Origin of the sequence: Bacillus sp. FSL K6-1338, from assembly GCF_038006965.1 — a bacterium.
Lineage (GTDB): Bacteria > Bacillota > Bacilli > Bacillales > Bacillaceae_G > Bacillus_A > Bacillus_A thuringiensis_S.
This window is the reverse complement of sequence record NZ_JBBOWI010000001.1, coordinates 3,231,864-3,250,678: the sequence shown is the minus strand read 5'-3', so window position 1 is coordinate 3,250,678 and position 18,815 is coordinate 3,231,864. Positions and strand designations below refer to the sequence as shown.

The following is an 18,815-nucleotide window of genomic DNA, read 5'->3' as shown; positions in this document are numbered from 1 at the left end:
CGGTTATTTGATTAGGCAGCTTGATAAAAGTGAGTCCGGTATTGTACCGGGCTCATTTTTAATTTTGCCTTAATCCGTTTCGTATTATAATAATCTATATATTTTTCTAATTCTATTTTAAAGTGCTCTACATTTTCAAATTCTTTTATGTAGAGGAACTCCGATTTCATAATCCCAAAGAAATTTTCTATTACTGCGTTGTCGTAACAGTTGCCTTTTCGAGACATACTCTGGACGATAGCTCTTGATTCTAGTGTACGGACGTATTGTCTCATTTGATAATGCCATCCTTGATCCGAATGCATCAGTAGCTGGTGCGTTTCAGGTAAACGTTCCAATGCTTTCTCTAACATGTCTGAAACAAGCGAATACGTCGGTCTAGAACCAATTGTATAGGTAATAATTTCACCATTATACAAATCTAATACAGGTGATACATACAGTTTTTCTCCAAACAATTTAAACTCTGTGATGTCTGTTACCCACTTTTGATTCGGTGCATCTGTATGAAAATTACGCTCTAAAATATTAGGTGCAATTCTACCGACTTTTCCTTTATAGGATTTATATTTCTTCATACGCACAACACACTTTAACCCAAGCTCTTTCATAATGCGCTGAACCTTCTTGTGGTTCACTTTCTGGCCACGATTCGTTAATTCATCACGAATGCGACGGTAACCATAACGACCTTCATTTTCCTCATAAATCGCTTTAATCTCAGCTTTCAAATCGGCATCTACATCTGGACGATTCATTTTCTTTACTAAATCATAATACGTGCTTCGAGGAATAGTAGCTAGCTCCACGAGTGCCTTCACCGAATATTTATGCCTTAATTCATAGACTACTTGCGCTTTGTCTTGTTTTGTGATTTTTCCTTGTTTTGAACTAAGGCATTTAACTTTTTTAAGTACTCATTTTCCATCTCAAGCTGTTTAATGCGTGCTTCAAGTGCTTCGACTGACCCTTCAGCTAAATGTTGTTTTAATTGTTTATTTGAATCTTTTTTCATGGATGGACGCCCCTTTTTCTTAGATTGAAGGGCATCAATTCCTTGTGTTTCGAGCTGTTTTTTCCAAACAGAAATCGTTGAAGGGGCAGGAATATTAAAGATAGCTGCCGTCTCAAATAAGGACATACCGTTTTCAATCATAAAGTTTAGTACGTCTAGTTTAAATTGTTGTGTGTAATTTGTACATCGTTTTAGAAAAGCTTCCAGACCATTCTGTTTATATTGGTTTACCCAATTCAAAATGATTGTGTCACTTATACCGAGCGATCTACCCATTTCTCGATAACTTTCATTTCCGTTCAAATAACGTAGAACGATTTGTATTTTTTCATCAGCTGTAAATTTAGCCATAGAAAAACTGCACCTCCAATTGTTAGACTGTGTCTAACAATTGGGGTGCAGTTCAACTATCTGCTCTTTTTTTATTGATTTTAGTAAGTTGAATATAGAGTAGTGGTGAGACATTATGTTAAGATTCTCCTTTAGTTTCGGATTAAAGTTTTTTTATATTTTTTTAAAATGACGGACATAAAAACGCATATACCTTCGAATTATATATATGGATAACATAAATATGTATATAAAAGGGGAGAAATAAGATGAGAGAAAAAAAAGAAATGTTTCAAGAAATTGCTGAGGTGTTAAAGGTATTGGCGCATCCCGTTCGTCTATCTTTAGTAAAAATAATGCTTGCAAAAGGCCCTACTAATGTAACAACAATGTATGGGGATTTACAAATGCCTCAAAGTACAATTAGTCAACATTTATCTAAACTAAAAGCTGCTAAAATGGTTACAGGTACTCGGAAAGGATTAGAAATTTATTATGAGGTAACGGACAATCGCACAAAATCAATATTAGCATGTTTAGTTTAAATACTGATTGTCTAGACATTAAGAAGAGGATGCAAAAGTAATTCTTTGACTACAATTTTTAAGATTTTATACAAAAGTAATATGTATAAGTGCATGTGATTTTCTTACTAACATAAGTTGTATGTAGGGTGGTTATTAATTTGTTATACTTCTTAATTAGCTTATTTTATTAAAAATTAGTAAGGTGAAGGATTATTTATGTACACATGAAATATTTTATAAAGAGTACGACTTTACTCCAAAGTTACATTTTTAGTTTTTTATCTATAGATCTAATACTAAAGGGAAAATAACTGAAATATAAATGTAATTGAAAGGAGTGGAGTAACAATGGAGGTAAGCCTTTTTTTAGGATTTTTTTGGGGGTGGATAACGGTTATCATCTCAGGAATACTTTTTGTACGACCATCTATACTACGTGAACTGAAAAAATTAGTGGTAGAAGACAGAGGATTTGGAATTATGTATGGCTTTCTATCAATTTTCCTCGGGTTAGGTACTGTTATCTTACATAATGTTTGGACACTTAATTGGCAGGGACTCATTACACTTATTGCATGGCTCGCACTATTAAAAGGGATTTATGTAATTGCATATCCTGAACCATCCAAGAAAACCGATTTTGAAGTAAGAGTACTATCTACTCGTATAGTGCTTGCTATCCTTGGTGCTTTATCTTTATGGATGCTTTTCATACTTTATATGAAATAGAGACAAATATTTTTGATCATGGGAGTATATAGGTGAGGAGTTTTGGGTAGTCCTTTGGAACGGGATTTTATAGTTAACTGTAAATATAGTGTTTCTTCCCTTGTAGATATGTTTTTATAAATAGTGAGATGGGCAAAACGAAAAGAGTCCTAAATAAATAGGATTCTTTTCGTTTTATAAAAGTGAACTTATTTTGTATCACTAATACAATGGATGATTATTTTTCCGGACTATTCGCAGTTATCTATCTTGGTATACTCAATGGTGGCTATGTGACCATCCGGTCGAATCAAAACGGTATCTATATTTTTTAACTTGGAATCTTGTATTTCTCCTATTATCACCTTTATGTGTGAATCAATATTTATTTTATTTATCTTATCTATATAAGTAGGGTGTATTAATAAAATAAATTTACCATCCTGCATTAATTCAAAGAGTTTATAACTTTTCTTATTTAGAGAAGAAATAGTGAGGTTTGTACATCTTTTTCCTATCAATGGATGCCTTTCTATATCGTGCATCGACGAATACATTATCCCTAAGCCACTTACTCTTTCAGATAAATCTTGATTTATCTCGGGGTATGTAAGTAGGTACGAAAATAAATCCCTCAATTCCATTCCTGCGTTTGAAAAGTTTATCATTAATTGTTCTTGCGCTTGTACTTCCTTGAAAAATTGTTTTCCCACAGCATGTCTTTCAATATGATAACTTTCTAATAGGCTTTCATATTTTTTTTGTTTTATTGCAAGTCCTAATTTCCATCCTATATTAAAAGCATCTTGTAGACCTACATTCAAACCTTGTCCTCCAGCAGGGAAATGAATATGTGCTGCATCCCCAGCTAAGAATACACGCTTATGTTGATAAGTATTTGCTAGTTTGGTTGCATTGCCAAAACGAGAAAGCCATATTGTGCTCTTAATTTGAAGATGTTTACCTGTAATACTATAAATACTATCTATAAACTCTTTTTCTGTAACAGCAACATGAACAGGTATTGTCTGATTCTTAGGGTCAATAATTGCAAAACGAAATACATCAGGTGTAATAGGTACCATCATTAATATCCCATTTATATTAGAAGTAGATAAAAATGGATTATCTGGTATACCTTCTAAAATAACATCACCTAATATAGCGGTAGTTGTTGTGTTTGTTCCATTAAACGGTATATTTGATAATTCACGAACTATACTTCTTGCTCCATCAGCTCCTATTACATATGGAACTTCTATTTTATATATTGTTTCTCTTTGTTCTATTTCTAGTTGTACGAATGTTTCATATTGTTTTAAGTCTTTCAGAGTATGCCCGCGTTTAATGACTACGCCTAATTCTAATGCATGTTCTTCTAATATTTCTTCTGTAATAGATTGGGGAATAAAAAGTGTATACGGAAAATCAGTATTTAAATTTTTAAAGTTTAATCTTGTATCTAAGGCAGCAAAATGACTTGTATTTAATTTCTGTCCTCTAGCTAAAAATCTATCTGCAATACCTCTCATAGCCATCAATTCTAAGGAACGAGGGTGTAGTGTGAGTGCTCTAGAATTTCGTACCCGGTCTAATCTTCTCTCTAAAACAACAACTTTTACGCCTTGGATAGCTAATTCACATGCTGCCATAAGTCCAACTGGACCACCACCAACTACCGCTACATCATAATAATTGTCCATATCATGCCCTCCATTTATTTAATTGTTTAAGAGCTAATGTGAAAAATTGTAAATAGATTAATGATATCTATTGTACATATATAATTATACTTCATTTTAGTTTCTTCGGAAACTAAAATGAAGTTCCTAGGAGAAGTCTACATAGTAAGTGTGTAGTTAAAGCTATATATCGTTTCTGCAGCTTCTTCTGCTTGTGCTATTTTTGCTAAAAATGCTACTGCTGTAGTTCCATATGGGAGTTGTAAAGGTCTTTCCGCTATTCGTAGTTTTAATGAAGTAGTAGTGGTTTTAACTCGACTTCAAATAATTCGCTTTCAATTTCATTAAGTGCATACATTGATACAGGGTGTGGAGAGGTATTAGATAAGACTTGTGATGAAAGAAGTGCTCCTGATGAGGAGTAAAATGTAACAAACACTTGTGAAAATGGAGGGACCATAATGATTACACGGTCAGTTTTTTGTAACGTATTAACCAACTCCAAAATAATATAGTTTTATAAAAATCAAAAAAAAAAAATAGATAAATATAAAGATATTATTATGGGTACTTTTCCGATAGTGAATTAAGAAAATTAATAAACTCTTTATTTTATTGTAAATAATTTAAGAGCACACAAATATGCGCGCTCTTAGAATAGAAAGGTAGTTTTCTATGAGTAGGGAGTCCTCATATAATAAAATATGCTTGTCCAATTTAAATGTGAGAAGTTTTTTATAAAAATGCTATTTGGTAAGTCTATGTGAAAAATCACCTTGTACAGGAACTCTTTGCAAAGTATTTTGTCTGCAGTCATGATTATTAAAGTTGATGAGAGCTGTTATTCGACTAATAAAACCACATCTCAAATTGTTGACTATATGTCTAACAACTAGGATGCGGTTCAATTAATAAAAATTGTCCGAGCAAAATATAAGGTGAAAAGTATAAGATACTTTTGTTATAAAGAGTATTTATAGATGAATGTTATTGTTTTTTATTTCTGAAAGATTTGGGGTTCTAAATTACGAGTTGTTGGAGTCCCTCTAATATAAAATTTCAGTAGAAATATTGAACTACTAATATGAATGTAGAAGATTTAATAAAGACGGTAATGTTTTTTTAGTCATGTAATCTTTTCAATTGATGATCTTTTCCCCATTCACATAGTTCATCCATAATTTGCATTAAAGATTTCCCGTATTCGCTTATTGTGTACTCAACCTTTGGTGGTACTTCTTGATATACAGTACGATGGATAATCCTATCAGCTTCAAGTTGGCGAAGTTGTTGAGTCAGAACTTTTTGCGTAATGTTTGGGATTTCTCGTCGGATTTCGTTTGTTCGCATTTTTCCATCCATCAACACACATAAAATATGAACTTTCCATTTTCCGCCGATTACATCGAGTGTCGTTGCAATTGGGCAGTCTTCATTTTGATTCATATAACACCTCCACAGGTACTTTAAGGTTCCTATAGCACTTTAAAGTACGTACTTTTCAATTATATGTGACTCATTCATACTAATACGTAAAGGGTTGAATAATTTATAAAGGGGATGAAAAATGATGAAAACACTTGTAATTGTAGCACATCCTGATATTGAAAAATCAAAAATTAATAAAAGATGGATTGAAGAACTTGAGAAATATTCGGATGAAATTACGGTGCATGAATTGTATAAAGTGGCACCGAATTGGGAGTTTAATGTGGAAGAGGAACAAAAGCTGTTAGTAGAACATGACCGATATATATTTCAATTTCCTCTCTACTGGTACAGCTCACCACCTTTATTGAAAAAATGGTTCGATGATGTATTAACATATGGGTTTGCATACGGATCACAAGGAGATAAAGTGAAGGGAAAAGAATTTGGTGTAGCTATTTCTATAGGTGGATTAGAAAAAGACTATGAAAATAGTGGGATTACAATGGATGAGTTGACGAAACCATTCCAAGCTACATGCTTATATACAGGTATGGAATTTATACCTTCCTTTTATTTATATGGTGCAGAATATAAACTAAGTGATGAAGAGATTGATAAAAGTGCACCTGAATATGTGCAATATGTGATGAACAAGAAGTATTCTAATATATAATGAAAAATAGCCATTTACTTGTGAAGTAAATGGCTATTTTATATTCTTCTTATATTCACTAAGTGTAATCTTTAGTAAATTAATAGTTAATCTGGTAAAATAAAAAACCTAACATATATAAAGGGGAGTTTTACTTGAGAACGATGCAAAAATTATTACAAAAAAGAGCAATGCAATCACCAAATTTGGAAGCGCTTGTAGGTGGAGAGAAAAGGTATTCGTTTCAGCAGTATAATGAACGAGTAAATCAGCTTGCACATTATTTGTTACATAATGGTGTGCAAAGAGGAGACCGTATAGGAATACTATGCAAAAATAATCACCCGTTTCCAAGCGTTATGATGGCAAGTTTAAAAATTGGAGCGGTATGTATTCCGCTAAATCATCAGCTTACTGCTTATGAATTAGAAACGATTGTAAAAGAAGCGCAATTAAAAGTATTAGTTATTGATGAAGAATTTAGTGAAGTATTATTAAAGATTGATGCTGTTAAAGAAATCCCTTATGTAATTCAAACGACAAAAGAAGGCTTTGGTTCATTTGAATTAGAGTTGCAAAAACAGCCAACGTCAGAACCGAACGTAGAAGTTCATGAAGAAGACGATGCCATTTACTTATTTACTTCAGGAACGACTGGACAGGCGAAAGCATGTGTAATTGGACATAAAAACTTGCATCATTATTTTGCTGAAATTGCGGGCCAAAGAGAAATCCCAGCAGGTGAACGTTTTTTATCCGTGCATCCATTGTTCCATATGAGTGGCGTGCTTTCTATTTTAAATTGTATTTATCATGGCGTTACGATGATTTTCTTAGCTGATTCGAATCCTGCTATTATTTGGGATAAGATTGAAGAAGAGAAAATTACTACGATGCTTGCGTTCCCAGCTGTTTATAGTTACATGCTTGATGAGCTAAATAAAAAAGAACGTAACATTTCAACCTTTAAAGTAGCACAAAGCGGTGGTACAAAAGTGCCAGAAACACTCATTCAAAAATATATGGAAAAAGGAATATATATGGTGCAAGGCTATGGCAGTACAGAAGGTTGGGTTGTAACCTCATGGCATCCAATGATGGGAAAAGAAAAGATGTCTTCTGTAGGAAAAACACTGAAACATGTAGAGGTGAAAATTGTTCATCCAGAAACAGGTGATGAACTAACAACAAATGAAGTCGGAGAGATTCATGTAAGAAGTCCATACATGTTTAAAGGATATTGGAATAATGAAAAGGCGACAAAGAAGGTAGTGAAAGATAATTGGTTTAACATGGGTGATGCTGGCATGATAGATGACGACGGATTCCTACATATTATGGGAAGATATAAAGATGTTATCATACGCGGTGGTGACAATGTATATCCAGATCAAGTAGAAGATGTTATTCATGAACTACATGGTGTTTTAGAAGTTGCAGTAGTTGGCGTTCCAGATGACTTTTGGGGAGAAGTTCCAAGAGCTTACATTGTGAAGGATGGCGAAACAACATTAACAGAAGAAAGTATTACTCAGTATTGTAAGGAGAAATTAGCCAGTTACAAAATACCAGAAGTGGTATTCATAGAAGAATTACCGAAAAATGCTTTAGGAAAAGTGTTGAAGAGGGAATTACGAGATGTAGTTCTTATGAAATAGAAAATTATGAAACGATGGAGAACCCAGTTATGTATAAAGCATGACTGGGTTTTTATGTATCAAAAACATAATAATTTACTAGATTTTGTATTTCGTGTAAGATAATAAAGAATATTCAATTAATAATTCGAGGGATGAAATTAAATGAAGCTACCGTTATTAGAAGTAGAGACGGATAGACTCATTATCCGTCCATTTCAAAAAGATGATTACGAAAGTTGGTTAGGTGAATTTAATAAGAGACTGCCATCGCAGTATAAATATGACGATGGCTATCAAGTTCTGGTATCATCAACAAAAGCATGGTTCACGGAATGGATAAGAGGTTTTGATGAAGCAGCACATAGAGATGAGATGTATGTATTAGGCATTTTTCGTAAAGAAGACGGAGCTAATATTGGAAAGTTAGAGCTGATAAAAATTTTACGAATGGATTACCAATGGGCGATGATGGGGTATTCCATACATAATCAATACTGGAAAAATGGATATGGCATAGAAAGCGTGAAAGCTGCGTTATCGTTATTTTATAATAGTCTTCATTTTCATAGAATTGAATTACATATACATGTTGATAATGAGCCATCCGTTCGTCTTGCGGAACGATCAGGTTTTTCTTTTGAATGCGAGAGAGAGGCGTTTTCTTTAGAGAATGGTAAGTGGATGGATTTTCTTATTTATTATAAAAATAAAGAAATGAACAAATAAGGAGAAAAGAAAATGAAGACTATAAACGTATTTCATTACGACGCATTTACGAATAAACCAAATAAGGGAAATCCAGCAGGTATTGTATTAGAAGCAGATGGATTAACGGAAGAGAAAATGCAAATTATTGCTGAAAAAGTTGGATATAACGAAACAACTTTTGTTCTTTCTTCAGAAGTAGGAGATATAAGAATGCGTTATTTTACACCTGGTTTTGAAATGGATTTATGTGGTCATGGGACAGTAGGGACGATATATGCCTTGCGCGAAAAAGGTTTATTAGAAGAGAAAAGTAACCTTACGATTGAAACGAAGGCTGGGATTTTACCGATACAAATAGGTGTAAATAAAAATGGAGAAACCTTTATTAAAATGAGACAGGCAGCACCTCAGTTTAAAGAATTTACAGGTTCAAAAGAAAATTTAGCTCATAGTATTGGTTTAGAAATAAATGATTTAGATGTAAGTTTACCGATTGTATATGGAAGTACTGGTAATTGGACTGTAATTGTACCGATTAAAAATCTTAATGCATGCGAGAGAATGAAACCTAATAATGCTGCATTTCCATCAGTATTAAAAGAAATACCTAATGCTTCTATTCACCCAATTTGTCTAGAAACTTATGATGAACTAGCACAAATGCACGGCCGTCATTTTTCATCAGCTTACGCTGGGACGATTGAAGATCCAGTGACAGGAACAGCTTCAGGTGTAATGGGAGCGTATTATGCGGAGTATTTAGAGAAAGATTTTGAACATGAATTGGATTTAATCGTTGAGCAAGGACAGGAAATAAATAAAGATGGTCGTGTAACTGTTTATGTAACGAAAGAGATAGAAAACGAGAAGTTACAAATAGATATTGCTGGAACAGCGGTGTATGTGAAAGAGTTTGAAGTTTCAATATAAAGTGAAACTTTAATCAGTGGGGGTTTTACTGCCCGGTGAATAGCAAGATAAAAAAGAAAGCCCGGAATACATCCGGACTTTCATTATCTGTTCAATACTTCAATGTACGAAGCATTTCCGGTTGTTCTTAAAGCGGAGCGGAAATTATTATTTTCTAACGCCACAGCAACTTGTTGTAACTGCTGTGCATCATCATGATGGATAAGTAAGCTGTCAGCACCGCTTTCTTCTATATGAATGTGTTCGACATTTCCGATAGCATCATGTACAGCTTTTAAAAATTCAGGTTTCATGGTGTCCTCCTATATGTATGTAACGTTGTTATTTAGTATTTCCTTATTTTTGAAATATAAAAGTAAATGAAAGGAGAAATAAAATGAATATAACGCAGTTTAACGAACAGATAACATCATTATTTGAAGAGCATCTTCACAAATATGGCGATGATGAATATGGTTTTACTCATATAAGTAAAGATGAATTTCACAAAATCGGTTACACAACAAATCTGACATTAGAGACGATTGAAGAAGCGTATAAAAATGGAGTCGATATGATAGTTACACATCATGCGCCGTGGAGTTTTTTATTTGGTATGGAAAAGGCTTGTATTGAGAAATTGAAGCAATATGAAATGAATCATTTTTGGATTCATTTGCCGTTAGATTTTGTAAAGTTTGGCACGTGTACGTCGTTATTTAACGGAATTGGGATAGATACAATACTAGAATATTCCACGTATGAGGAAGAAGAACTACCGGGAATAGGAGAATATAAAGAAGCGATTCCTTTTTCAAACTTAGTTGGAAAACTGGAAGAAAAAATGGAAGAGAAAGTGAAGAGCTGGAGAAATCATGATAAACCAGTAAAACGGATTGCGATTTTAACCGGTGCAGGAAACAATACAAATTTAATTGAACGTGCATTAGAAAAAGGATGTGACACGTACATAACAGGTGAAAAAACATTATATACAGTGCAACATGCGAAATTTAAAGGGATTAATTTAATTGTAGGCAGTCATACTTTTACAGAAGTGTTTGGTGTAGAAAGTTTGGCTCATAAATTACAAGACAGAGACCCGGCAATAGAAATTATTAGAGTATATGAAGAGCATTTAGAGTGATGAAATCACATCACATTACCATAAATGGAATGAACTATATGATGGAATATTGAAGAAAGCCATTGTAATAAAATAAAATTGTTGTTTGCTATATTAGGATGGTTGGCAGGATTCCCCTCACGTTTGTCAAATAATAGTAAAGTTGTCTTTTAAATTAAGGGAATATTCCGAATTAAAGGTTGAGAGAATGGAAATTTCAATAATCACTGCACAACTAATTAAGGAAAAAGTTATTTCACATTATCCAAATAGCGTAAAAGCATTAAACGGGGGAACGACAAGTACTGTATATTTGTTGGATGAACAATACGTTGTAAAGTTGAATGAATCGGATGTCATACGTGAAGAAGCTTATTTTCTTCAGTTTTATAAAAAGGACGAATTATTTCCAAAGCTTTTATATAAGGAACCTTTAAATCGCTATATTGTTTACTCATTCCTTGAGGGCACAACGTCTTGCAAACTAGGCCATAAACGGAGTGTTCTTTGTAAACTTGTAAAGGAAGTTATCAATAAGTATGAAGTGGCTACAGAGGTTGATGGCTGGGGATGGAAAGAAAATCTGCTTCAATCTTGGAGTGAATTTTTAACAACAAATGTGATAGAAGCTCATGAAAATGTAAGACGTTACATAAGTGAAGAAGAGTATAGAACGGTTCTTAATTTAGCAAATAGGGATGCTGGAATAAATCAGCCATTTTTATTGCATGGTGATCTTGGATTTCATAACTTTATATTTAAAGAGAATAAACTGCACGGTGTAATTGATCCTTTACCAGTGTTAGGAGATCCTATATACGATTTAATTTACGCGTTTTGTTCAACTCCGGAAAATTTAACAAAAGAAACAATTAATTATGCGATGAAACAGTGTGTATTTCATAAAAAAGACTGTGATTTATATGAAGAAATAGTCATAGGATTATATTTACGTATAGACACATGTTTAAGACACCACCCGAAAGATTTAGAAGATTATTTAATAGCTTGGCGTTATTGGATGGGTGAAATTAAGCCGGCTTTATAGCACAAATATTTTTGGGGGAGATAGTGAAATGAATGTTGCAGAAGCGAAAAAGGATTTAGCAATAAAAACGAAGAGAGGCTTACCGATTATATTAGCCGGCGTTTTATTTTGGATAGTTATGAGTATAACGGGATTTGTTCTTTCTGAAAAACAAGTGGTGTGGGTATATTTAATTGGTATGGGCTGTGTGTTTCCTTTTGGCTTAATGATAGCTGCTATATTGAAAATTGATATGTTTGCGAAAGGAAATCCGTTAGGGGTTTTGGCAGGCTTAATTGGTGGGATAAATGTATTGAATATTCCACTTGTATTACTTGCCTATTTTCAATTTCCAGAATGGTTACCTTTTGTAGTAGCGATGTTAATAGGTGTTCATTTTATTCCGTACGTATGGATTTATGAAAGTAAAAGTTATGGTTTATTGTCAGTAGGGACTGTATTTGTAACGTCAGTTTGTGGGATTCTTTTTGCAGAAAAAGGATTTATTGTAATTCCATTATCGGTTACAGTTGTCTATTTACTTACTTTTATAAGTTTGTTAATTGAAAATAAAAAAGCAGATCATTATCAACAAAAGTCAGCTTAATAAAGAAATAGGGATAGGGGGAATTATTATGGAAAATTTCGTTTGTACAACGTGTGGTGTGCAGTATGCAGCGAGTGTAGAAGAACCGGTGAGTTGTCATATTTGTGATGAAGAGAGGCAATATGTTAACCAAAAAGGACAATCTTGGACGACACTAGAAAGCTTACAAACAGGTGATACATATAAAAATGAAATAATCGAAGAGGAAAATGGACTTTATAGTATTACGACAAAACCAGGATTTGCGATCGGTCAAACTGCATTTATAGTGAAAACAGAGTCATATCGTTTACTATGGGACTGTATTACGTATTTAGATGAAACGACAATTGAGAAGATAAAAGAGCTTGGTGGATTAGATGCAATTGCATTGTCTCATCCGCATTATTATTCAACGCAGGTAGAATGGGCGGAGACATTTGATGTACCAATTTATATACATGAAGATGATAAAGAGTGGGTAATGCGCCCGAGTAGTCGTATTATTTACTGGTCTGGAGAGTCATTACAATTAGCTGATGGATTAGTCATTCATCGTTTAGGGGGACATTTTAAAGGTGGATCTGTCTTACATTGGGAAGAAGGTAATGATGGAAAAGGGATTTTGTTAACAGGTGATATTATTCAAGTTGTAGCGGATGAAAGGTGGGTAAGCTTCATGTACAGCTATCCAAACTTAATTCCACTACCAGCGAGAAAAGTGGAAGAAATGGTGAATCGAGTGAAGCCGTTACAGTTTAATCGTTTATACAACGCTTTTCATCGAGTAGTAAAAGAAAATGCAAATGAGGCAGTTGAACGTTCTGCTGAAAGATATATAAAAGCAATAGAAGGAAAGTTGTTTCATACGTAAAAGGAGAATAGCTTAATGAAAACGTTAGTATGCTTTGGAGATAGTATTACAGCTGATGAAACATTTTTTAATGGAATGCCGAGATTAACACCACGTTTGCAAGAGGTGTTTCCGAACTGGAAAATAGTGAATGCAGGTATTCCAGGTGATAATACATTTGATGCGTTAAATAGAATTGAAGAAGATGTAATATCATATAAACCAGATTTCGTAACAGTTTTTCTTGGTACGAATGATGCAGTCCCTTTTTCTCAAGTGTCATTACAAGCATATAAAGAAAACTTAGAGAAGATTGTGAACCAAATTTCATCAAATAAAGTACTACTGATTAGTCCTGCACCAGTTGATGAAGAAAGACAGCATAACAGAACAAATAGAGTACTTGGTCAGTATGCAGACGTGGTGGAGGAAGTGGCGAGGGAAACAGGAAGTTATTTTCTAAACGTATTCGCTGAAATGATTCAAGAACGGGATTATAAAAGATTTGTAGAAAATGATGAAAAAGATGGATTACACTTTGGACCAGAAGGTTATGAGTATGTAGCGAAGTTAATTGGTGAAAAGTTAAAAGGGATTTTATAAGGAGCAAAGCACTTAGTGTTTTGCTTTTTCTTATTTCTTTCGCAGTCCATAAACTTATTGATTGCTGTAATTTGGACAAACGTTTTGCATTTGTATGTGCGTAAAAGGCTAGTACTGTTTTAAAGTAATATAAATTTATTTTTTAAAATTTATATTTCGTAGTTGAAAATCAATAAAGGTGTAACTATAATAGTTACAGTAAGTTCGTTGTTTTGAAATGTACACATTGAATTACAAGAATGAAGGGAGTTTTTATGTAAATCAAAAAGTTATAAAAATCTATTAATTTTTATAATGAGATAAAATGTTTTTTGTTCGTACAAATTATTAAATATGTTATTTCTAATAGAAAACTAGAGGTGGAAAAATGAAAAATTTTAAGGGTATGTTGATATCATCACTTGCAATTACAACTTTTGCTGGGGTAGGTACGACATTTGTAACAAATACAGTACATGCTGCTAATAACGATTCTAGTAAAATACAAGTTCGTTCTAATAAGAGTATAAACACAACAACTGGCTCGAGAGGGCCTGTATTATCAGTCAATCCTTATGATGAACCTAGATTTTCGAGACAGGGATATCTTGAAGAGGCACCTTTAGGAATTAATGCTCCTTATGCTTGGGGAATTAAAGGAGGAAATGGTCAGGGAGCAACTTTTGTAGATTTGGAAGAAGGCTGGTTATTAAATCATGAAGATTTAGTCGGTCAAAATATTGAATTTATGTCTGGAAAAATGAGTAATGATCTTTCTCACGGTACTTCAGTTCTAGGTGTTGTTTCTGCAGCTGACAATGGAATTGGGAACATTGGGATTGCACCAAAAGCAAAGGCAAAAGTAATTTCAGTGATCCGAGATAATGGGAGAATCGATGTAAGAGATGCTATTTTAAGTGCCGTAGATTCTTTACAGGCTGGAGATGTTTTATTAATTGAAGAATCCTTTAAATATGATGGATATGGAGATGACCCTTTACCAGTCGAAGTGTATCCTAGTATATTTAACGCAATTCGCAAAGGGACAGATAAAGGCATTATTATTGTAGAAGCAGCTGGTAATGGTGGGATTGATTTAGATGAATTTAAAGACCGTAATGGTAAACAGATTTTAAATCGAAATAGTCCAGACTTTAAAGATTCAGGATCTATTATAGTTGGAGCATCTACTGCAAGAGTTCCTCATAAACGTTTAGCTTTCTCTAACTATGGTAGTAGAATTGATGTATATGGTTGGGGAGAATATGTTGATACATTAGATACATATCAAAATCAAAATAGTAAAGGACAAAAAATTACAGATCAGAACATAATTAATCGTTATACTCCTAATTTCCGTGGTACTTCTAGCGCTTCGCCTATAATTGCTGGGGCTGCTGTATCGATTCAAGGGATTGCTAAAGAACATTTAGGTAAGGCATATTCACCAAAAGAATTGAGAGCAATTTTAAGTAATCCAAATACAGGCACAAAGTCTAATAACCCATCATCTGATAAAATAGGGGGTTTACCAGATTTAAGGGCGATTTTGTCTAACCTTGGATATAATAGTGATTTGACTACCAATGATCCTATGGTATTTCCAGATAACATAGAAAAAAATGAAGGAAAAGAAAATTCAACTTTCGTATTTCCAGGTGAAGAAACAAAAAGAACAGGTGATAAAAATTCAACTGTAACCTTCCCAGAAGAAGATTTAAAACAGGAGGAAAAAGAAGAGGAAAAAGAAGAGGGAAAAGAAGAGGGATTAATTGTTTTTCCTGATTAATAAAAAAATACTACCTTCCATTTGGAGGTAGTATTTTTTATTTCTTGTCATTAACAAGCAGGCATGAAAGTTGTATTTGTTTATCTTTCATAATGAATTTAACCACAAAGTCGAATATTTGACTGTTAATTAACTTTTTCTTCTCAATCAATTATATTAATTAATCTAGAAATGCTTGCTGCAATGCTTTGAGCCCATCGCTGTATATACCATGGAACAGATTAATTGCCTCTTCATCACTAACTTCAACAGGAGTGAACGTACCAGACCACTCTACTAATGATGTGTTACTTTCAGTACCTTTTTTCACCCGGATTGTAGATAAATAATTAGTGACCGGGAACGGTGCATTCATGATTGAATACGTGTAGTAGCGTTCCTTATCATTGAATACTTCTAAGCGTTCTATAATTGTATCACCATCTGGATTAGCTAGATGACGTACACGACCGCCTTCAGTTAATTTACTACTAGGTATATAAGGTAACCAGTCTGGAAGGGAGTTGAAACCTCCGATTAATTGCCATACTTGTTCAGGTGAACCGAAAATTTCCATAGATGTAGTAGTATATGTCATGTTCATTACGCTCCTTTTCATCCCGGTATTTACGGGTAAATAATCAGTAGGGGGATAAACCGCCCCACTGATTAAAGTTTCACTTTATTTTACGTTGGTTGGTAGTGGTGCATTAGGTGCTACTAGTTTTTGTTGGCGCATTTCTTCTCAGAATGCTACTGGAATTACTATGTTTAATGCGTTTTGATCTTCTACAATACGTTAGGAACAACGGCAGTAATACTTGATGCCCTCTAATAGTTTTTAGCAATGTATAAATTTATAGGTCCATAACTTATAGTGAAAATGAATTTAATCGTGGATTTTTTATTTAATATATAATTAAAAAATTAAAACTATATACTTTTAATGATTAAATTATATAATAAATATAGAAACGAAAATTTATGAGCAAGGAAGTTGAAAAACATGACATTAACAATGGGCTTTATTGGATTTGGAAAGTCAGCTAACCGCTATCACTTACCTTATGTAAACACACGTAATAATATAAAAATAAAAACGATTTTTGTACGTCAAATAAATGAAGAATTAGCGGATCCATATGAGGAAAAAGATGTTTACTTCACTACTGATTTGGACGAATTGTTGAATGACAAAGAAATTCAAGTAGTGACGATCTGTACGCCAGCACATACGCATTACGAATTGGCGAAAAAAGTTATACTAGCCGGAAAATCCGTTATCGTTGAAAAACCATTTTGCGATACAGTAAAGCATGCTAAAGAATTATTAGCTTTAGGACGAGAAAAAGGTGTAGTAGTTATGCCTTATCAAAACCGCCGTTTTGATGGTGATTTTTTAGCTGTGAAGCAAGTAGTTGAACAAGGATTCCTTGGTGATATTATTGAGATTGAATCACATATTGATTATTTCCGTCCTGGTTCAATCACTCATGAAGCTCCAAAAGAAGAAGGTTCATTTTATAGTTTAGGTATTCATACGATGGACCGCATGATTTCACTATTCGGCCGTCCAGATACGGTGACATACGATATTCGTAATAATGAAATGGAAGGTGCGGTTGATAATTATTTCGATGTTGGTTTACATTACGGAAATCAGTTGAAGATTAAGCTGAAAACGAACCATGTCGTAGCAAAAGATTATCCACGCTTTATCGTCCATGGAACAAATGGATCATTTATTAAATATGGTGAAGATCAGCAGGAAAATGATTTGAAAGCGGGGATTATGCCTGAGAGTGCAGGGTTTGGTGAAGATTCACCGATGTACTATGGAGTTGCTAAATATCGTAATGCAAATGGTGACTGGATTGAAAAACAAATTAAAACGCCGCTTGGTGATTACGGTCGTTTCTATGATTCCGCGTATGAAACAATTATAAATGGTGCACCAAAACTTGTGAAAGACGAAGAAGCGGTAACGAATATTGAAATCTTAGAAAATGGATTTGCTGCCCCATCACCTTCAGTTTACAAACTTGAGGCTTTACATTTGAATGAATAGAAGAGAGTTTGCAGTATAAAGGAGGTATGAAAATGGCAAGCGGATCAACACAAGTAAAATACCTCGGCATTTATCAAAAGATTAAACAGCAAATTTTAGACGGTGAATATAAAATCAACGAAAAAATTCCGAGTAGCCCCGTCCTTGCTGAAGAATTTGGTGTTTCAGCCCTTACTATTAAGAAAGCGCTGGATCTATTAGTTAGAGATGGCTACATCATCCGCCGGCGCGGAAGCGGAACAGTGGTGCAAGATTGGCGTCAACAGGAAAAGGCACGAATGATTCAAACTTTAACGGGTACGAAAGCTGTATACGGCAGTGGGGTAGAAAGTAAAATTATCGAGTTTGCGATTGTTGGGGCTGATGAAGTAGTTGCTGAGAAATTGGGAGTTTCAATCGGTGATTTCGTCTATAAAATCATTCGCCTCCGCATCATTCACAGCATTCCGACGATTATGGAGCATACATGGATGCCAATTTCGGTTATCCCAGGTGTTGAGGCTTCTGTTTTAGAGGAGTCGATATACTCACATATTCAAAATAAACTTGGCCTTGAAGTAGGGACATCTGTTGTCAGGGTTAAAGGAATTCGCCCAGATGATAGGGAAAAGCAGTTTATGAACTTAACAAATCAGGATTTCCTAATGCGAGTTGAACAAGTAGCTTACTTAACAGATGGACGAACTTTTGAATATTCTTATGCAGATCATCTACCAGAAACCTTTGAGTTTGAAACAGTCATTACGGCAAAAAATTATAAAGAGACATAAAAACCGGTTGAGGCAAGTATTGTCTCAACCGGTTTTTATCTTGGATAGAATTTACACATATAGTAGGAGCAGTTATTATTCATCGGCTGTAATCAGCATGGATGTGTTCCCGTTTTTTTCAAGATGAACTTCTCCCCAGGAACAGAGGGAATCGAGTATAGCTCCTAAAGACGAACCGTAATCGGTTAAAGAGTACTCTACTTTCGGTGGTACTTGGTCATATATTTTCCTTTGGATTACACCATCTTCTTCTAGTTCCCGTAATTGTTGCGTTAACATTTTTTGCGTAATACCAGGCATTAATCGTTTTAATTCACTCGTTCTTTTTGTCCCTTTTTTTAAATGACAAAGGATAACAACTTTCCACTTTCCGCCAATAACTTCTAAAGTCGCCTCTACAGGAATATTGTATGTTTTCATAAAAAAACTCCTT

General features: G+C 34.0%; 20 protein-coding genes and 1 pseudogene. 14 read left to right on the top strand and 7 right to left on the bottom strand.

What is annotated here, in order from left to right:
- Positions 1-11: 11 nt before the first annotated feature.
- Positions 12-1,366, bottom strand: a protein-coding gene (locus NZ044_RS16720; protein ID WP_085959122.1) for an IS3 family transposase whose coding sequence is annotated in 2 segments (ribosomal slippage) — positions 12-913 and positions 913-1,366 — 1,356 coding nt in all. Because the reading frame shifts where the segments join, the coding sequence is not laid out codon by codon here.
- Between the two features lie 248 nt (positions 1,367-1,614).
- On the opposite strand from NZ044_RS16720, the gene NZ044_RS16715 reads away from it, so the two are divergent.
- Both NZ044_RS16715 and NZ044_RS16710 read left to right on the top strand, forming a co-directional pair.
- Complete coding sequence (locus NZ044_RS16715; RefSeq protein ID WP_001208312.1) at positions 1,615-1,890, top strand: ArsR/SmtB family transcription factor; 276 nt, start codon at positions 1,615-1,617, stop codon at positions 1,888-1,890.
- Between the two features lie 330 nt (positions 1,891-2,220).
- A complete protein-coding gene (locus tag NZ044_RS16710; RefSeq protein WP_000453955.1) occupies positions 2,221-2,601 on the top strand; it encodes a hypothetical protein in 381 nt (126 codons plus the stop codon).
- Between the two features lie 230 nt (positions 2,602-2,831).
- Here NZ044_RS16710 and NZ044_RS16705 read toward each other — a convergent pair whose 3' ends face one another.
- Both NZ044_RS16705 and NZ044_RS16700 read right to left on the bottom strand, forming a co-directional pair.
- The gene (locus tag NZ044_RS16705; protein WP_000371167.1) at positions 2,832-4,283 is read right to left on the bottom strand and encodes an FAD-dependent oxidoreductase; all 1,452 of its coding nucleotides are present in this window, start codon (positions 4,281-4,283) and stop codon (positions 2,832-2,834) included.
- Between the two features lie 1,101 nt (positions 4,284-5,384).
- Positions 5,385-5,708, bottom strand: a complete 324-nt coding sequence (locus NZ044_RS16700; RefSeq protein WP_098506627.1) for a winged helix-turn-helix transcriptional regulator — start codon at positions 5,706-5,708, stop codon at positions 5,385-5,387.
- Positions 5,709-5,832: 124 nt separating this feature from the next.
- Between NZ044_RS16700 and NZ044_RS16695 the strand changes: the two genes are divergently transcribed.
- The 4 genes from NZ044_RS16695 (at position 5,833) to NZ044_RS16680 (ending at position 9,623) form a co-directional block, all read left to right on the top strand.
- Complete coding sequence (locus NZ044_RS16695; RefSeq protein WP_002082441.1) at positions 5,833-6,366, top strand: NAD(P)H-dependent oxidoreductase; 534 nt, start codon at positions 5,833-5,835, stop codon at positions 6,364-6,366.
- A 134-nt stretch (positions 6,367-6,500) separates the two neighbouring features.
- A complete protein-coding gene (locus NZ044_RS16690; protein ID WP_118961656.1) occupies positions 6,501-8,003 on the top strand; it encodes a class I adenylate-forming enzyme family protein in 1,503 nt (500 codons plus the stop codon).
- Between the two features lie 144 nt (positions 8,004-8,147).
- Positions 8,148-8,711, top strand: a complete 564-nt coding sequence (locus NZ044_RS16685; RefSeq protein WP_098506628.1) for a GNAT family N-acetyltransferase — start codon at positions 8,148-8,150, stop codon at positions 8,709-8,711.
- Positions 8,712-8,723: 12 nt separating this feature from the next.
- Complete coding sequence (locus NZ044_RS16680; RefSeq protein WP_098506629.1) at positions 8,724-9,623, top strand: PhzF family phenazine biosynthesis isomerase; 900 nt, start codon at positions 8,724-8,726, stop codon at positions 9,621-9,623.
- Positions 9,624-9,706: 83 nt separating this feature from the next.
- Here the strand turns inward: NZ044_RS16680 and NZ044_RS16675 are convergent, their stop codons facing one another.
- A complete protein-coding gene (locus NZ044_RS16675) occupies positions 9,707-9,916 on the bottom strand; it encodes a hypothetical protein (RefSeq protein ID WP_000801655.1) in 210 nt (69 codons plus the stop codon).
- 83 nt (positions 9,917-9,999) lie between these two features.
- On the opposite strand from NZ044_RS16675, the gene NZ044_RS16670 reads away from it, so the two are divergent.
- The 6 genes from NZ044_RS16670 to NZ044_RS16645 all read left to right on the top strand — a co-directional run bounded on the left by NZ044_RS16670 (position 10,000) and on the right by NZ044_RS16645 (position 15,565).
- Complete coding sequence (locus tag NZ044_RS16670; protein WP_001027990.1) at positions 10,000-10,749, top strand: Nif3-like dinuclear metal center hexameric protein; 750 nt, start codon at positions 10,000-10,002, stop codon at positions 10,747-10,749.
- A 187-nt stretch (positions 10,750-10,936) separates the two neighbouring features.
- Positions 10,937-11,776, top strand: a complete 840-nt coding sequence (locus NZ044_RS16665) for an aminoglycoside phosphotransferase family protein (protein ID WP_000406146.1) — start codon at positions 10,937-10,939, stop codon at positions 11,774-11,776.
- A 28-nt stretch (positions 11,777-11,804) separates the two neighbouring features.
- A complete protein-coding gene (locus tag NZ044_RS16660) occupies positions 11,805-12,362 on the top strand; it encodes a DUF7010 family protein (protein ID WP_001099747.1) in 558 nt (185 codons plus the stop codon).
- A 28-nt stretch (positions 12,363-12,390) separates the two neighbouring features.
- Positions 12,391-13,215, top strand: a complete 825-nt coding sequence (locus tag NZ044_RS16655) for an MBL fold metallo-hydrolase (protein ID WP_016077434.1) — start codon at positions 12,391-12,393, stop codon at positions 13,213-13,215.
- 15 nt (positions 13,216-13,230) lie between these two features.
- The gene (locus NZ044_RS16650; protein WP_000855216.1) at positions 13,231-13,797 is read left to right on the top strand and encodes an SGNH/GDSL hydrolase family protein; all 567 of its coding nucleotides are present in this window, start codon (positions 13,231-13,233) and stop codon (positions 13,795-13,797) included.
- A gap of 367 nt (positions 13,798-14,164) precedes the next feature.
- A complete protein-coding gene (locus NZ044_RS16645; protein WP_277514579.1) occupies positions 14,165-15,565 on the top strand; it encodes a S8 family peptidase in 1,401 nt (466 codons plus the stop codon).
- Between the two features lie 160 nt (positions 15,566-15,725).
- Here the strand turns inward: NZ044_RS16645 and NZ044_RS16640 are convergent, their stop codons facing one another.
- Both NZ044_RS16640 and NZ044_RS16635 read right to left on the bottom strand, forming a co-directional pair.
- Positions 15,726-16,142, bottom strand: coding sequence for an SRPBCC family protein (locus tag NZ044_RS16640; protein ID WP_086390686.1), 417 nt, complete (start codon positions 16,140-16,142; stop codon positions 15,726-15,728).
- A gap of 84 nt (positions 16,143-16,226) precedes the next feature.
- Positions 16,227-16,343, bottom strand: a pseudogene (locus tag NZ044_RS16635) (aldo/keto reductase); the annotation flags it as partial.
- 207 nt (positions 16,344-16,550) lie between these two features.
- Between NZ044_RS16635 and NZ044_RS16630 the strand changes: the two are divergent.
- Both NZ044_RS16630 and NZ044_RS16625 read left to right on the top strand, forming a co-directional pair.
- Complete coding sequence (locus NZ044_RS16630) at positions 16,551-17,612, top strand: oxidoreductase (RefSeq protein ID WP_098506631.1); 1,062 nt, start codon at positions 16,551-16,553, stop codon at positions 17,610-17,612.
- 32 nt (positions 17,613-17,644) lie between these two features.
- Entirely contained in the window at positions 17,645-18,382 is a 738-nt protein-coding gene (locus NZ044_RS16625; RefSeq protein ID WP_044784242.1) for a GntR family transcriptional regulator, read from the top strand.
- A 75-nt stretch (positions 18,383-18,457) separates the two neighbouring features.
- Here the strand turns inward: NZ044_RS16625 and NZ044_RS16620 are convergent, their stop codons facing one another.
- Positions 18,458-18,802, bottom strand: a complete 345-nt coding sequence (locus NZ044_RS16620) for a winged helix-turn-helix transcriptional regulator (RefSeq protein WP_044784243.1) — start codon at positions 18,800-18,802, stop codon at positions 18,458-18,460.
- Positions 18,803-18,815: the final 13 nt, after the last annotated feature.

Excerpts from the sequence above, each read along its gene's own strand:
- NZ044_RS16670 (WP_001027990.1), top strand. The coding sequence starts at position 10,000 with ATGAATATAACGCAGTTTAACGAACAGATAACATCATTATTTGAAGAG.
- NZ044_RS16660 (WP_001099747.1), top strand. The coding sequence starts at position 11,805 with ATGAATGTTGCAGAAGCGAAAAAGGATTTAGCAATAAAAACGAAGAGA.
- NZ044_RS16645 (WP_277514579.1), top strand. The coding sequence starts at position 14,165 with ATGAAAAATTTTAAGGGTATGTTGATATCATCACTTGCAATTACAACT.
- NZ044_RS16685 (WP_098506628.1), top strand. The coding sequence starts at position 8,148 with ATGAAGCTACCGTTATTAGAAGTAGAGACGGATAGACTCATTATCCGT.
- NZ044_RS16675 (WP_000801655.1), bottom strand. The coding sequence starts at position 9,916 with ATGAAACCTGAATTTTTAAAAGCTGTACATGATGCTATCGGAAATGTC.
- NZ044_RS16710 (WP_000453955.1), top strand. The coding sequence starts at position 2,221 with ATGGAGGTAAGCCTTTTTTTAGGATTTTTTTGGGGGTGGATAACGGTT.
- NZ044_RS16705 (WP_000371167.1), bottom strand. The coding sequence starts at position 4,283 with ATGGACAATTATTATGATGTAGCGGTAGTTGGTGGTGGTCCAGTTGGA.
- NZ044_RS16700 (WP_098506627.1), bottom strand. The coding sequence starts at position 5,708 with ATGAATCAAAATGAAGACTGCCCAATTGCAACGACACTCGATGTAATC.
- NZ044_RS16665 (WP_000406146.1), top strand. The coding sequence starts at position 10,937 with ATGGAAATTTCAATAATCACTGCACAACTAATTAAGGAAAAAGTTATT.
- NZ044_RS16620 (WP_044784243.1), bottom strand. The coding sequence starts at position 18,802 with ATGAAAACATACAATATTCCTGTAGAGGCGACTTTAGAAGTTATTGGC.
- NZ044_RS16650 (WP_000855216.1), top strand. The coding sequence starts at position 13,231 with ATGAAAACGTTAGTATGCTTTGGAGATAGTATTACAGCTGATGAAACA.
- NZ044_RS16695 (WP_002082441.1), top strand. The coding sequence starts at position 5,833 with ATGAAAACACTTGTAATTGTAGCACATCCTGATATTGAAAAATCAAAA.
- NZ044_RS16715 (WP_001208312.1), top strand. The coding sequence starts at position 1,615 with ATGAGAGAAAAAAAAGAAATGTTTCAAGAAATTGCTGAGGTGTTAAAG.
- NZ044_RS16630 (WP_098506631.1), top strand. The coding sequence starts at position 16,551 with ATGACATTAACAATGGGCTTTATTGGATTTGGAAAGTCAGCTAACCGC.
- NZ044_RS16680 (WP_098506629.1), top strand. The coding sequence starts at position 8,724 with ATGAAGACTATAAACGTATTTCATTACGACGCATTTACGAATAAACCA.
- NZ044_RS16625 (WP_044784242.1), top strand. The coding sequence starts at position 17,645 with ATGGCAAGCGGATCAACACAAGTAAAATACCTCGGCATTTATCAAAAG.
- NZ044_RS16640 (WP_086390686.1), bottom strand. The coding sequence starts at position 16,142 with ATGACATATACTACTACATCTATGGAAATTTTCGGTTCACCTGAACAA.
- NZ044_RS16655 (WP_016077434.1), top strand. The coding sequence starts at position 12,391 with ATGGAAAATTTCGTTTGTACAACGTGTGGTGTGCAGTATGCAGCGAGT.